At 37.7% G+C, this 15,125-nt stretch carries 16 protein-coding genes; 9 read left to right on the top strand and 7 right to left on the bottom strand.

Annotation, left to right across the window (positions count from 1 at the left end; translation table 11 throughout):
• The first annotated feature begins 86 nt into the window (after positions 1-86).
• The 9 genes from thrS (at position 87) to M9892_00040 (ending at position 8,821) form a co-directional block, all read left to right on the top strand.
• Entirely contained in the window at positions 87-2,030 is a 1,944-nt protein-coding gene (gene thrS, locus M9892_00080) for a threonine--tRNA ligase (protein ID MCO5252745.1), read from the top strand.
• Positions 2,031-2,039: 9 nt separating this feature from the next.
• Positions 2,040-2,594, top strand: a complete 555-nt coding sequence (infC, locus tag M9892_00075; protein ID MCO5252744.1) for a translation initiation factor IF-3 — start codon at positions 2,040-2,042, stop codon at positions 2,592-2,594.
• A 24-nt stretch (positions 2,595-2,618) separates the two neighbouring features.
• Positions 2,619-2,819 (top strand): 50S ribosomal protein L35, encoded by a 201-nt coding sequence (gene rpmI / locus M9892_00070; protein ID MCO5252743.1) that lies wholly within the window; start codon positions 2,619-2,621, stop codon positions 2,817-2,819.
• Between the two features lie 84 nt (positions 2,820-2,903).
• Complete coding sequence (gene rplT / locus M9892_00065; GenBank protein ID MCO5252742.1) at positions 2,904-3,248, top strand: 50S ribosomal protein L20; 345 nt, start codon at positions 2,904-2,906, stop codon at positions 3,246-3,248.
• 120 nt (positions 3,249-3,368) lie between these two features.
• Positions 3,369-4,586, top strand: coding sequence for an alanine dehydrogenase (locus M9892_00060; protein MCO5252741.1), 1,218 nt, complete (start codon positions 3,369-3,371; stop codon positions 4,584-4,586).
• 13 nt (positions 4,587-4,599) lie between these two features.
• Positions 4,600-5,643 (top strand): 23S rRNA (adenine(2503)-C(2))-methyltransferase RlmN, encoded by a 1,044-nt coding sequence (rlmN, locus tag M9892_00055; protein ID MCO5252740.1) that lies wholly within the window; start codon positions 4,600-4,602, stop codon positions 5,641-5,643.
• Positions 5,644-5,900: 257 nt separating this feature from the next.
• Positions 5,901-7,607, top strand: coding sequence for a single-stranded-DNA-specific exonuclease RecJ (gene recJ, locus M9892_00050; GenBank protein MCO5252739.1), 1,707 nt, complete (start codon positions 5,901-5,903; stop codon positions 7,605-7,607).
• Positions 7,598-8,359 carry an LPS export ABC transporter ATP-binding protein gene (gene lptB, locus M9892_00045; GenBank protein MCO5252738.1) on the top strand — a complete coding sequence of 254 codons (762 nt, stop codon included), beginning with the start codon at positions 7,598-7,600 and terminating at the stop codon, positions 8,357-8,359. The genes recJ and lptB overlap by 10 nt, the downstream gene beginning before the upstream one ends.
• Positions 8,360-8,395: 36 nt before the next feature.
• Complete coding sequence (locus tag M9892_00040; protein ID MCO5252737.1) at positions 8,396-8,821, top strand: hypothetical protein; 426 nt, start codon at positions 8,396-8,398, stop codon at positions 8,819-8,821.
• A gap of 46 nt (positions 8,822-8,867) precedes the next feature.
• Here the strand turns inward: M9892_00040 and M9892_00035 are convergent, their stop codons facing one another.
• The 7 genes from M9892_00035 to M9892_00005 form a co-directional block, all read right to left on the bottom strand.
• Positions 8,868-10,856 (bottom strand): TonB-dependent receptor, encoded by a 1,989-nt coding sequence (locus tag M9892_00035; protein ID MCO5252736.1) that lies wholly within the window; start codon positions 10,854-10,856, stop codon positions 8,868-8,870.
• Positions 10,857-10,948: 92 nt separating this feature from the next.
• The gene (locus M9892_00030; protein ID MCO5252735.1) at positions 10,949-11,818 is read right to left on the bottom strand and encodes a FixH family protein; all 870 of its coding nucleotides are present in this window, start codon (positions 11,816-11,818) and stop codon (positions 10,949-10,951) included.
• Positions 11,819-11,966: 148 nt separating this feature from the next.
• A complete protein-coding gene (locus M9892_00025; GenBank protein ID MCO5252734.1) occupies positions 11,967-12,347 on the bottom strand; it encodes a hypothetical protein in 381 nt (126 codons plus the stop codon).
• A 256-nt stretch (positions 12,348-12,603) separates the two neighbouring features.
• Complete coding sequence (locus M9892_00020; GenBank protein MCO5252733.1) at positions 12,604-13,401, bottom strand: M48 family metallopeptidase; 798 nt, start codon at positions 13,399-13,401, stop codon at positions 12,604-12,606.
• Positions 13,398-13,835 (bottom strand): DUF4870 domain-containing protein, encoded by a 438-nt coding sequence (locus tag M9892_00015; protein ID MCO5252732.1) that lies wholly within the window; start codon positions 13,833-13,835, stop codon positions 13,398-13,400. The genes M9892_00020 and M9892_00015 overlap by 4 nt, the downstream gene beginning before the upstream one ends.
• Positions 13,832-14,071 (bottom strand): DUF2752 domain-containing protein, encoded by a 240-nt coding sequence (locus M9892_00010; protein MCO5252731.1) that lies wholly within the window; start codon positions 14,069-14,071, stop codon positions 13,832-13,834. The genes M9892_00015 and M9892_00010 overlap by 4 nt, the downstream gene beginning before the upstream one ends.
• A gap of 176 nt (positions 14,072-14,247) precedes the next feature.
• Positions 14,248-14,586 carry a TM2 domain-containing protein gene (locus M9892_00005; GenBank protein ID MCO5252730.1) on the bottom strand — a complete coding sequence of 113 codons (339 nt, stop codon included), beginning with the start codon at positions 14,584-14,586 and terminating at the stop codon, positions 14,248-14,250.
• Positions 14,587-15,125 lie beyond the last annotated feature (539 nt).

Genomic DNA, 15,125 nt, shown 5'->3' with positions numbered 1-15,125 from the left:
TTTCAATCATTAAAAATGAGTTTCCACAAGCCTGAGTTTTCCATTAAATTCGCAGCCTTATTTTTTGTTGAAATTTGAGTTACATTATGTCTGAAATTAAAATCACTCTTCCAGACGGCAGTATCAGGAACTACCCGCAAGGTACTACCGGTATGCAGATTGCACAAAGCATTAGCGAAGGTCTAGCACGTGTGGTGTTGGCTGCAAAAGTCAATGGCGAAGTTTGGGATTTGTCGCGTGTCATTGATCAAGATGCCACTTTCCAACTTTTAAAATGGGATGATAAGGAAGGCAAAAGCACGTTCTGGCATTCTTCAGCTCACTTGATGGCGGAAGCATTGGAGGCATTGTATCCCGGAATCAAACTGGGTATAGGTCCGCCTGTTGAGAATGGTTTTTATTATGATATAGATTTTGGACTTTACAATTTTTCTTCTGATGATTTTGAACAAGTTGAAAAAAAGATGATAGAATTGGCTAAAACCAATTCAGCATTCATACGTAAACCAATTAGTAAAAAAGAAGCGATAGATTACTTTACAACGAAACAAGACCCCTACAAAATTGATTTACTCAAAGATTTGGAAGATGGTAAAATTACCTTCTACACACAAGGCAATTTTACTGATTTGTGTAAAGGTCCTCACATTCCTCATACCGGACATGTAAAAGCGGTGAAACTCACTGCTACTGCAGGGGCGTATTGGCGTGGAGATGAAAAACAAAAGCAGTTAACGCGTGTTTATGCTATAACTTTTCCTAAGAGTTCAGAACTGACGGAGTATTTAGTACTTTTAGAAGAAGCCAAGAAGAGAGATCATCGAAAACTAGGAAAAGAATTGGATCTGTTCACGTTCTCCAATAGAGTTGGACAGGGATTGCCTTTGTGGTTGCCTAAAGGCGCGGATTTGAGAGGCAGACTTCAGAATTTTTTGATGCAAAAACAAAAAGAATTTGGATATGAACAAGTGATTTCACCGCATATAGGACACAAACAACTCTATATTACTTCAGGACATTATGAAAAATATGGAGCAGATTCGTTTCAGCCTATTCATACTCCGGCAGAAGGAGAAGAGTTTTTACTCAAGCCTATGAATTGTCCTCACCATTGTGAGATATATAAAGCCAAACCGCATTCTTATAAAGAACTTCCTATTCGCTATGCCGAATTTGGAACAGTATATAGGTATGAACAAAGCGGAGAATTGCATGGATTAACAAGAGTACGGGGATTTACACAGGATGATGCACATATTTTCTGTCGCCCCGATCAGGTAAAAGAAGAGTTCAATAATGTGATTGACATTGTGTTGTATATTTTCAAAACTTTAAAATTTGATAATTATACTGCGCAAGTCTCATTGCGTTCCAAAGAAGACCGTAGCAAATACATAGGTAGTGAAGAAAATTGGGAGCGTGCAGAAAATGATATTCTGGAGGCAACCAAAGAAAAAGGCTTGCCGACTGTGATAGAATATGGAGAAGCCGCATTCTATGGTCCCAAACTTGATTTTATGGTAAAAGATGCTTTGGGTCGCTCTTGGCAGCTAGGAACGATTCAGGTTGACTATAATTTACCGGAAAGATTTGAGCTGGAGTATATAGGAAGTGATAATAAAGCACATCGTCCTGTGATGCTGCATCGAGCTCCTTTTGGTTCTATGGAAAGATTTGTGGCTGTTTTATTGGAACATACAGCGGGCAAATTCCCTTTGTGGCTAACGCCTGAGCAGTATATTTTACTTCCCATAAGTGACAAATTTCAAGAATATTCAGAAAAAGTTTTTAACATACTAAAAAAATACGATATTCGCGGCTCGATTGACGCGAGGTCGGAAAAGACGGGTAGGAAGATACGTGATGCAGAGGTTCAGAAGGTTCCATTTATGCTGATTGCGGGGGAGAAAGAAATGGCTGAAGGTACTGTTTCCGTAAGGCAACACGGAGGTTCTGACTTGGGGAGTATGAAGGTGGAAGAGTTCGCTCAATTGATACAAAAAATAGTAAAAGAAGAATTACAAAACTAAGTACATAATTTGGCAAAAAAGTTTATTGGAAGGGTTATTAAGGAGAACCCACACAAAATTAACGAGTTTATTGATGCATCTCATTTAAGATTAGTAGGTGATAATACAAAGAACTCGATTGTAGAAACATCGGAAGCCCTGAAAATGGCTTACGAACAAGGTTTAGACCTTGTAGTTATTTCTCCTGCGACTGACCCGCCCGTAGCCAAAATTATGGACTACAAGAAGTTCTTATACGAGCAAAAAAAGAAACAAAAGGAAATAAAAGCCAATGCAACGCCTTCGGTAGTAAAAGAAATTCGTTTCGGACCCAATACAGATGACCACGATTATGCATTTAAACTTAAAAATGCAAGATCGTTCATTGAAGATGGAGCCAAAGTAAAAGTTTTTGTTTTCTTTAGAGGTAGAACCATTGTGTTTAAGGAAAGAGGGGAAGCGTTATTGTTGCGTTTTATACAAGAAATAACTGAAGATGGTTTTGCAAAAGTGGATCAAATGCCGGTGTTAGAAGGTAAAAAGATGGTGATTATGCTTTCGCCCGGTAAAATAAAAAGTAAATAATTAATAATTAAAAATAGCTGTAATATGCCAAAGATGAAAACAAATTCCGGTGCTAAAAAAAGGTTCAGCCTTACCGGAACAGGTAAAATTAAAAGAAATAAGGCTTTTAAAAGCCATATTCTAACCAAGAAGACAACTAAGAGAAAAAGAGACTTAGGAAAATCAACACTTGTTGACAAAACCGATGTTTCTAATGTGAAATTCTTATTGGCGATTGGAAAGTAAATCATTTGAAAATTAAACCCGCGCCCGAGCTGTAAGTTTTGTTCATAAACAAACGCTTTGGGAGCAAAAAATAAAATATAATTTATGCCAAGGTCAGTTAATCATGTGGCTTCAAGAGCCAGAAGAAAAAAGGTTCTTAAAAGAGCCAAAGGGTATTTCGGACGTAGAAAAAATGTCTGGACAGTAGCTAAAAATGCGGTTGAAAAAGGATTGCAATATTCTTACCGCGACAGAAAAACCAAAAAACGCAATTTCAGATCATTGTGGATTATCCGTATCAATGCTGCTGCAAGAGAACGTGGTATTTCTTATTCTCAATTCATGCACAAGCTGAAAGAGAGTAACGTTGATATCAATCGTAAAGTGCTTGCAGATTTGGCGATGAACCATCCCGAAGCGTTTGATGCTATCTTAAAACAAGTTTCCTAATTACATAGGATTTATTTGAACTCAAAAGCCTTCATGAAAATGAAGGCTTTTTTTGTTGTTCATAATTTATCTTCAAGTATCTTTGTAATACTGTTCTGAACTTAGAAACACAAACCGCTTATGGCAAAAATTACCAACCTCAACTCACTACAACAACTTGCCGAAGAAGCTGCCATGCAGCCTCAGGAAATGGCAGCCCCCCTAAAAGAGAAACGAAATAAACTCTTTATAGGGATACCCAAAGAAATAACCTATCAAGAAAACAGAACCCCGCTAACACCTTCTGCTGTTCATTTCTTGACTCAAAATGGTCATCAAATATTGATTGAAACCGGTACGGGTGATGCCTCAAATTTCCCCGATATACAATATGCTGAAGCAGGTGCAAACATTGTTTATTCCAAAGAGGAGATTTACAAAGCAGATATTATTCTCAAAATTGCCCCTCCAACCGAAAACGAGGTAGAGTTGATGCAACCCAAACAGATTCTTATCTCTGCGCTGCAAGTAAAAAATATTAACCCAATACTTCTTAAAAAGATGATGCAAAAAAGGATTCTTGCGATTGCGTATGAGTTCTTGGAAGATGAGGTGGGCAGCTATCCTATTGTGAGAGCCATGAGTGAAATTGCAGGACATGCAAGTGTGTTAATCGGGGCTGAATATCTCGGAAGTTCGCACATTGGCAAAGGGAAGCTACTGGGTGGATTTACAGGTATTCCTCCCACTCAGGTTGTGATTTTGGGAGCAGGGTCGGTAGGAGAGTATGCCACCAGAGCCGCCTTGGGATTAGGTGCATCGGTAAAAGTGTTTGACAACGAATTGTACAGACTCAGACGTATGCAAGAGAATATAGGACAACAAGTTTATACTTCAACTCTGCACCCTAAAATTTTGCAAGAAGCACTTAGAACTTGCGATATAGCTATTGGTGCACTCCGTGGAAAAACAGGACTTGCACCTGTGATTATTCCTGAAAGCATGGTGGAGAATATGAAGCCGCTTTCTGTTATTATTGACATTGCAATTGACCACGGTGGTGTTTTTGAAACTTCAGAAATTACTACCCATGAAAAACCCATCTTCAGAAAACATAATGTAATCCATTATTGCGTGCCGAATATTACTTCCAGAGTGAGTCGTACAGCAAGTTATGCGCTCAGCAATATCTTTACTCCTTTATTGATGGAAATGTCTGAATATGGACGTTTTGATGATTATCTTAAACTCATGATTGGAACTCGAAGAGGTGTTTATATATATTATGGTCAACTTACCAATCAGATATTGGGTGAAATGTTTGGTATGAAATATAAAGAGTTAGATTTGATATTGTAATTTGAGTTAAGAATTGGAATCTAAGATTGATATCAGATTACTCTCTGTTAGTGAGATTGGAGAGAAGCTTCAAGGCATGGATGAAAAACCGTTCAGAGCCAAGCAAATCTATGAATGGCTATGGAAATTCTCTGCTCATAGTTTTGACGAAATGACCAACTTGTCTTTGGGATTACGTCAAAAACTCAAAGAGCATTTTGTGATTCATGGGCTTACCACCCTCACTTCACAAAAGAGTGCCGATACTACCATTAAATGCGCTTTCAAATTGTTTGACGGAAATATTGTAGAAGGAGTGTTGATACCCACAGCAACCCGTATGACAGCTTGTGTTTCATCCCAAGTGGGCTGTAGCCTGAATTGTAAATTCTGTGCGACAGGCTATTTGAAACGCGAACGTAATTTAGATGCGGGGGAGATTTATGACCAAGTTGTGGAGCTCAATAGAGCCGCTGTACATAACTACGGTATTCCCTTGTCTAACATAGTCTATATGGGAATGGGGGAGCCGATGCTCAATTATCATAATGTGCTCAAAAGTGTGGAACATATTACTTCCGAACAAGGCTTGGGAATGGCTTCGAAGAGAATTACAGTTTCTACTTCGGGTGTTGCCAAAATGATTAAAAAATTGGGAGATGACGGGGTGAAATTCAATCTTGCCTTGTCGTTGCACGAAGCAGATAATGCCAAACGCTCGGCTATTATGCCCATCAACGATTCCAACCCATTAGAGGATTTACAGGAAGCCCTAAGGTATTTTTACGAAAAAACTAAAAATCAGATTACGTTGGAGTATGTAGTCATCAACAATACCAACGATTCTGTGGAAGATGCCCGCAATGTGGTCAAATTTGCAAGCAAGATTCCTAAGGTAAAGGTTAACCTGATTGAATACAATCCCATAGACAATGCTGATTTTAAGGCTTCGGATATTGCTAAAATGGAGCGTTTTGCAGGTATTTTAAAAGATAACGGGGTGCTGACTGTTATTAGACGGAGCAGAGGAAAAGACATTGATGCAGCCTGCGGACAGTTGGCAAACAAGGCTAAATAATATAATGGTCTTAGGTTTGTTTACTTGAACAAAGATTTAAAATAATTCCTCAAAAAAACTCTATTCTAGTTCCGTTTATGTTATTTCCAATCCATTTTGCCTATATTAGGGAGATTAAAGGGAGTTTGTTGAACAACGCCTGTTGCAGCGCGCTTGGCTGATTCATTGATTTGCGTAAATCATACTGCTTGCAACTTTTTTAATATCTCCATTTTATCCTCTTAATACCTTAGATTTGCAGTCAGTAACAAGCACTCATGGAATATATTTGGAAAGCGCAAGATCAACCCGACAGACGTAAGATAGAACACCTTTCCAACTTGTTAAATATCCCTGAAAAAATTGCTGCACTACTTGTTCAGCGCGGGATTGAAACTTTTGATCAAGCCGAAGCATTTTTTGTTCCCAAGTTCACACAGTTGCACGACCCTTTTTTGATGAAAGATATGCAAGCAGCTGTGGATAGAATTGTCAAAGCTTTACACAATGGCGAAAAAATATTGGTATATGGCGACTATGATGTGGACGGAACAACCTCTGTGGCAATGATGTTCTCGTTTTTGAGAGAGCTTTGGGATGCTGACAAAATTGACTATTACATTCCTGACCGATACAAGGAAGGCTATGGCGTTTCAAGAGCCGGAATTGATTGGGCAAAAGCCAATGATTTTTCGCTCATCATTGCACTGGATTGTGGCACCAGAAGCATTGAGTTGATTGCTTATGCAAAAACCTTAAGCATTGACTTTATTGTATGCGACCACCATTTGCCGGGTGATACTCTGCCGAATACGGTGGCTCTACTCAACCCTAAACAACAAGGTTGTACCTATCCCTACAAAGAATTATCAGGTTGCGGCATCGGGTTTAAGCTTATGCAAGCCTTGGCGCACCAATATAAGTTAGATGAGTCTATAGTGTTGCAATACATTGACTTGGTGTCTGTAAGTATTGCGAGTGATATAGTTGATATGATGGGAGAGAACCGAGTGCTGATGTATCTCGGCTTGGAAAAAATCAATGCGAACCCTTGTGTAGGTATTCAAGCACTGATGCAGAGTTATGCTATCAAAGATAAATATGATGTAAGTGATATAGTATTTGGAATTGGTCCTCGTATCAATGCTGCCGGTAGGATTTCTGATGCCAAAGATTCTGTAAAATTATTAATTGAAAGAGATTTTCATCAAGCCATTAAAGCCGCCAAAGTATTGAATGAACACAATTCAGAGCGAAAAGATAAAGATACAGAGATTACTCAAGAAGCATTGGAACGGATTCAACAAAATGAAGCTTGTTTGTCCAAACGTTCAACCGTTCTCTTTGGAGAGCAATGGCACAAAGGCGTTATAGGCATAGTAGCAAGCCGGTTGATTGAACATTATTACAAACCCACTATTATTTTTAGTGAAAATGACGGCATGCTTACCGGTTCTGCTCGTTCGGTCAAGGAATTTGACATCCATGAAGCCATCGGTGCATGTAGCGAATATGTGGTGCAGTTTGGAGGACATAAATATGCTGCAGGGCTGAGTGTGAAAAGAAGTGATTTTGAAGCCTTTGCGCTCAAATTTGAAGAAGTCGTACAAACTACCATGCCCGAAAGTGCCCGCTATCCTTCAATAGATTATGATGTAGAGCTTAATTTTTCTGATATTAATGACAAATTTATGCGTCTGTTAGACAGGTTTAAACCATTTGGACCCGGCAACATGTCGCCTGTATTCAGAACAAATAAAATTATAGACACCGGTGGTTCTAAGGTGCTGAAAGAAAAACATTTAAGAATGGTGGGCAAACAAGATGGACTAGTCTTAGACGGAATAGGATTCGGAATGGCAGACCGTTATGATTTCATTCGTAACCGAACTTATTTTGACAGTTGTTATTCCTTGGAGTGGAATAAATTCAATGATAGAGTGAGTGTTCAGCTTAAAATCAAAGACATCAAACCATGCAATTAAGAGCAGAAAATTTAGTAAAAACCTATAAAAAGCGTACTGTTGTAAGCAATGTGTCGGTTGAGGTGAATCAAGGCGAAATAGTGGGCTTGTTAGGTCCTAACGGTGCAGGGAAAACTACTACCTTCTATATGGTTGTGGGCTTGGTTAAAGCTGATGATGGCAATGTGTTTTTAGACGAAAAGAATATTACCAAACTCCCCATGTACAAACGGGCGCAAATGGGGATAGGATATTTGCCGCAGGAAGCCTCCGTTTTTCGCAAACTTACGGTGGAAGACAATATTAAAGCCATTCTTGAAATGCGTAAGATGAGCAAGGAAGAACAGAATGAAAAACTTGAATCTTTGTTAAATGAATTTAGTTTGCAGAAAGTACGTAAAAACCCCGGAATGGTGTTGTCGGGAGGAGAAAGACGCAGAACTGAGATTGCACGTGCGCTTGCATCCGAACCCAAGTTTATTCTGTTAGACGAGCCTTTTGCCGGTGTGGACCCTATTGCGGTTGAAGATATTCAAGGAATTGTAGCTAGTTTAAAAACCAAAAATATTGGAATCCTAATCACTGACCACAACGTACAAGAAACATTGAGTATCACAGACAGAGCCTATCTGTTGTTTGAAGGAAAACTGTTGAAACAAGGAACAGCCGAAGAATTAGCCCATGATGAACTCGTGCGAAAGGTATATTTGGGGAAAAACTTTGAACTTAAACGCAAAGATTTTTCAGGTTTCAGGACAAACTCAGAATCATAAAAATTTATGTTAAACAGTAATTATAAAAGACTTCTTATGAAGGAAGTCAAACAAAACCTTAGTGTTAAGATTGAAGAGTTAAAAAAGATGCTTGCCGATATTGATGAAGCAAGCGAGGGCGAAGAAAAGAACTCCAGCGGAGACAAATATGAAACAGGAATTGAGATGTTGAAGCAGGAGGGTGAAAAACTGGGGGCACAACTCGTTGACACTATCAAAATGGCGGATGCGATGGATAGAATGGCAGTGAATCAAAATGATGTAATTGGCTTTGGGTCTGTTGTTCAGACTAATGACAAAATATTTTTTATTTCAGTTCCGGTAGGGAAGGTGTCGGTAGAAGGAATTGAAGTGTTGTGTATTTCCGGAATGGCACCCATTGCTATGGCGGTGAAAGGCAAAAAAGCAGGCGAGAGGTTCTTGTTCAACAATATAGAAGTTGATATTGTGCAGGTTGCATAATGAATTCTGTATCTATGCAATGATGAAAATAAAATTGTGCTGAGGCTTACCAAGCCCAAATCAAATTCACATAAAAATTCCTTCCCGGACGTGGAATGCGATTCCAGTCAGAGAAAGTGGTATAATAGGTATCAAGAATATTTTCTATTCCGGCTTTAACACTTAGGTCTTGATTTTTCCATTTAAATGTTTTGGAAGCTGCCAAGTCAAAGAGTGTGTAGGCTTTAACCGGAGTTTCACCAAAGTTAGGATTGAAAGCGGTGTTTTGTGCAGCACCCGTAATTTTGGCTTCTACATCAAAAGCCTTGCTTCTGTATAAGAGCGAACTTGTATAAGAAAAAGGTTGTATCAGTGGAAGCTTGCCAACTTGTGTACCCATTCCCCTGCGATAGCTCACACCGGAAGCCCAAACCCAATGCTTGTGCATAGTCCAAGTGGCTTCCAGCGAAGTGTTGAATATGTTTGCATGAGGTATTTGCTCATAAACCCTGATTCCGTTGGCTGCAATAGTCATAGGGTAGTAATTTGAGTTAGGCAAACCGATGATATAGTCTTGAATATAGAACCAAGCTGCACTGAATTTGCTTGTAAATCTTTGAGATTTGAATGATATTTTTGTGTTCACATTAGCAGATTTCTCGTTTTTCATTAATGGATTCCCGATATAGTCATATTTATCAAAACTGTTAAATAAATAAAACCCGTATCCTTCAGAAACATTGGGTGCGCGTTCTCCGTATTCCGCACCTGCAACAAAGTTCCATTGACCGGGCTCATATATGAATGAACCGGCAAATCTTTTCAGCAATCTGGTTTTGGATGTCAACATTTCAGGATAGAATATCTTTAAACTATTGAGACCAAATTCACTGTTAACAATGTTGTTATGCAGAGCAAATCCGGTATTCAGCGTAAATTTTATTTTTTCAGCAAATAGAATATAATCTTCAAATGAGATGTCTGCATAGTATGTGCTGACATCGGGCCAAGTAAGCATGAACATAGGGGGATTGTTCGGATTGGCAGGATACATAGTCATTTCGGCAAGTGAATTGTTGATATGCCCGTTTAAGTTGGTTTTCCATAAGTGTTTTCTACTTTTCCCTTGAATCAAAGAATAGAATCCCATTGTATTACTCCAACCTGGCATGTCCATTCGGATAGGCACATCAGGACGCTCGGAGTCATCCATTATATGTTTGACATTATTGTAATAAAACTTTGTTTTCCATAAACCAATGTCGGGTGAAAGATGGTGTCTGATATATTCCAATGAGCCAATAAATGCTCGCGCAGATGAAACATCCATTGGCAGCGCAGGATAACCTATATTGGTTGCAAGGTCGTAAATGACTGATGCTTCTATTTCTTGATGCTCATTAATACTGTAGCCCATAATGGCAGATGCGTTATATTTGGTAAATTGAGAATGTGCAACTTCTATGTTTCCTCCGGCTTTATAATTGCCCGCATCCCTGAATGTAAAGTCTATATCCGAGAAAAATTTAGGACTTGAAAATGCGAAACTCGCACCGCCTATTTTATGATAGTTGACAGATTCAAAGCCCGTAAATACAGTTCCGCCCAATTTTTTTTCTCCAAAACTCCCTTTGCGCCTCACAAGGTCAAGGCTCCCGGCAATGGATGAGCCTCCAAATGAACCTGATTGTCCGCTGTGAATAGAAGCGCGTGACAGGTTTGTAACTTCAACATAAGAAGTAACAGGGTCCATTTTGTCTGTGCATGCACCGTATATGCGCATGCCGTCAATCGTTATTACACTTCGCTCAGAACTCATGCCGTTCAGAAAAGGCTCCCATGCATACGCCCCTCTGCGAATCATATTGATGGATTTGTTGGCTTCTAAATAGCCGTCAATCCCCATCAGAGGTTTTTGATTATTGTCTTTGGCGTTCTTTTTAGTGATTATCTGTACTGCATCAAGAAATTTATTTTGAATAGAGTCTTCTGTGTTTTCTTGTGCGAATGCGCTTGCAGTACATAAAAAAATACAAAAACTCAGGATAAATCTCATGTCTGTTGTGCTTGCAAATATACAAGAACAAGGTATCTACTTTCGAGTGAGAAACGGCAGATACCTTGTAATTGAATTGTTAATGAATAGGATTAAAATTCTACCTCAAAGAATAGACTGCTGCTCTTAACATCGCCTTCTATTTTTTCACCTTTGATAACCGTATCGGAGCCGTCCTCTACAATGAGATTGATAGTCCAATATCCTGTCATTGTGAAATTAACCTTGCCAACATATATTCCTGAGCAACAATCTTCCACAAGGTCGATATTGTTAGGAGAGCTATGATTTCCCATGTCCGGCATTCTGGGGTCGATTTTAATCTTGAACCCTTCAACACGTTGAAATTCGTTCATACTTTTTTTCTTGTACAATACAACTTTCATGTCGTTCACGCCAATCTTGGGTTGAGAAGGTTCTACCATTGCAATCACATACTGACTGCTATCGCTGCCTTTGAAAGATTTGACGACTTGTTTAGGTGCAGCTTCAACCGTTATTTTACCGGTTGCCGTATAATCTTTGCCATTGATTGCGTAATTCAAAGTGAGTTCCCAATATTCCATGTCATTGCTTGCCATCTGAAAAACAATGTTGCCCACGTAGGTATTTTCTGCACCGACTTTTTTGACTATTTCGGATGCAGGACAACTGTGAGACATACCTGTCATGTGCATCATGGGAATCCATGTTGCTGTTGCGTTGTTGACAAGGCTCCCGTCTGCATTTTTGATTTGAAAATATATTTCGTTGTATCCGGTTTGTATTTTTCCTGCAAGTGTATAGAGATTGATTTTATGATTGTCATTCTCGATGGTAGCTGTTAGTTTGAGACCTTCGACCTCGTTGTTTTGTTTTTTGGGTTGGTCATCTTTGGTTTCTTTCTTACATGAGGTAAATAATATTGATGCTCCTAAGAATAACATCATGGGAATTAGCATCATTGATTTGATTGATTTCATTTTTTGTTTTTTATTAGTTTTTATTTTTGTTGAAATGCGCTTGTACATTGTCCGAAACATGAAAGTCATGTTGGATTCAATGTCTTCTTAACGCTCAATACCTGCACATTTTCAAAAAAGGTATTCAGGTTGTTTTGAAATTAAAAAACTAAGAAATCTGTGGTGGATGAAAGATGGAAAATGTGATATTAGAACAAATACCTATACAATCTGGTATTAACAGGTCTTTTGCGTCTTTATTGTTGTTGCATATAAATAAGTCTGCGAGGCTGTTATTATTTGCAAATAATTGAAATTCTCTTACTTTTAAATCAGGAAACTGCTGTTCTTGTTGCTTTTCATTTTCTTTGAGTTCATGGTTGAGATAACATTTTCCTTGGCATTGGGAGTCTTTAACCATTCTGTTTTCACAAAGTGTTTTAGCAATCAAATCTCTTTGGATATAAAAAGAAGCTATAATCCAAAGCTGGGCTGTGCTTTGCAAGACCACACAAGCAATCAATAGATATGTGACTAAATGCTTCTTCATAACTTGAATTCGACAGCAAAGTTATGGCTTAGTTATAGAGATGTCTATGACATTTATCAGCATTTATGCAATGTTTTATAACCACTTATATAGCGTTGCTTAGGTTCAGTTCAACTAAGGGTTTTTCAGCAACTTTGAGAGGAAGTGGAAAATAGAAGCAATTAACTTTGAAAAGAAGCACCAACGCCAAATTTAGTAAAAGTTGATATCAGGCACATCGCATTGCTACAATGCCACGTTGGTAGCAAGTTTTGTCTCATTCCATCAACTCTTCTTTCAGACTGTTCCAGGTCTTGTTAGATAGAATTGGTTTATATTTAGTCAATTTAACTTTGCTATACTCAATAATGTATTCAGCTCGTTCTTTTGAGTCAGGATGTGTGCTAATCCATGTCAAATATTTTGTTGCTTCATGCTCCTTGTCGGATAGTTTGTAAAGAAAGTTTGCAAATGGTTCTGGATTTACCTTTGCTTTTATCAGATAATCAACTGCTTTTATGTCTGCTTCTTTCTCTAAACTTCTGTCAAATGCTGATGAAGAAAGCATTTTTGCCGTTTCCTTTATAACTTCTCCTCCGCCATTGCCTGTTGTCATTGATATTAACACTGAAAGACCGATTTCTTTGACAAGTTTTTTCATCACATGATTAAGTTCAATGTGTGCAATTTCATGGCAAATAACACCAGTCAATTCTTCTTGATTATCGGAATTTAAAATAAGCCCACTATAAACTATTAGGTGTCCATTTGGCAATGCAAAAGCATTGATGTCATCTTTTTTGAGAATATGAATTTTAATTTTTTCTCTGTCAATTTTATTTGTCTTACAAATAAGTGTTACAATGCTATCAACTGAATTTATTACAAGAGGATTTTGGCTTTCCTTTTCGGTCTTTTTAAAAACCTCCCAAAAAAGTTCGCCCAATTTTTGTTCTGTTTTGTCTGTAACTTGCTGAACTTTAAAAACCTTTACCCAATCAATTTGTGTTAAGGCAAACCATGTTCCCAAAAAAAGAATAACTGTTATTATACCTTGAATAATGGTCTTTTTCATGATTTAGATTTGCAAATTAAGTTTGTCAATGAACCATAAAACCACCACTCTACATGAATTCCTTTTCGTGTTTGAATGGCTATATATATTGTTGCAATAAATTCAGTTAAATTGAAAATTATTACTGCAATTATGTAGGCAATATACTTACTTGTAATCGTTTCTTCTGTGAAGATTATTGAAATAGTCCACCAGAATCCATAGCTATTTATGAAAAGCATTGATAATTGCGATAATAAAGCCTGTGTGCAATGCCAACGAACAAAATATGTAGATTTTCGATTGCCTAAATAAAATATCAGTGTGGCTATCAGATTTACAATTGGTAAAGGAAGTCCGACTATAATTGCAATTAAAGACATCAAATAACTACTTGAAGCTGTCTCTGCTTCATGTTCCCCAGGTTTATAGCTGAATTTTTTTATGTGTATCATAATCCTTTTAAGATATTCCAAACCCAATTGATAACAATAAGTAAGATTAAAGGAACTGCATACTTTGGTCTTTTAAGGTAAGTTTCTACTTTTTGATAGAAATTAAATAATGTGTTGCTTCTCATTGTAAAGTCCGCAATAATCCAAATTGGGCTAATTAGCATGATTAAAGCAATTAAATAGCCAAATGGATTTAAAGTAAATGCTCCAATGAAGTCGCCATTTGTCAATGAAATGATTGAGCGAGTTGAGCCGCAGGAAGGGCAGGGTAAATTTGTTGTGTGCTTTATTAAACAAACTTCTACTGATTTGCTTTCAGCTAAGTTTTTTGTGATGTTAAAGTAAAGCCAAATATACCCTGCTAAACATGCTATAAGCAATGTAGAATACAGCCTGTTCCTGTCAATTGACATTAATACAAAAATTGTTGAATTTGTTGTAGGTTTTTTTCTCTTGTAGCTTTTTGAATCATAAACCAATCAATAATTGCCCAAATACCCATACCGCCACAAGTTAAAAGTTTACCAACTCCAAGACCCGTATCTCCAATCATAAACCGGTCAATGCCTAAGCTGCCTGCTAAGAGTGAAACAATAAGAGTTGTTGTTGGGTCTTTGAACTGAGCTGTTGATAACACAGCCCATTTTGAGTCATCAAGTGCGAGTAGTTTCTCGCGAATAATGTTCATTTGATGAGCTTCAAAGAATTTTCCATTTGACATGATAAACATGTCGACTTTTTGTGCATCCATTTTTTGCCTTTTTTATTTTTATGTTGTCCTACTCGTATGGCTTTTCGGTTACGCCCCGTTTTTTAAATGATAGCCGGTCTCCATTTGACTTGCAATGATATTTTTTTTTTTAATGAACTATCATAAATTTATTAGACTTATTTTCTTACAAGTCGTTGTAGTTTCATGAAACATGCTGCTAATGTCACTCCGTCTAATAACTTAATTTTCTCATTGATTCATTCGCAAGACAATGCATATAACTCCCATTTAAGACACTTAAAACGAGATTTATTTTAGAAGTTAGTATCACATTTTTTGGAAAAGAAAGTGTCGTAAAATGCTTTAAAATGAGTTATCAAAACCAAAAAATAAAGGACAAGTTATTTGAGGAACTTTTTTGGAGTGCTTAGAGACAACACCAACCACGGCAGTCCGTCTAATAACCTAATTTCTCTCCGTCTAATAACCTAATTTCTCATTAATTCTTTCGCAATACTATGCAAATAACTCCACTTTCAGGAACTTAAAATGAGATTTATTTTAGAAGATGATCCCCG

It is taken from the genome of Bacteroidota bacterium (assembly GCA_023957335.1).
Lineage (GTDB): Bacteria > Bacteroidota > Bacteroidia > NS11-12g > UBA955 > JALOAG01.
Note: the sequence above shows the minus strand (reverse complement) of the source record. Positions and strands in the feature narration are given on the sequence as shown.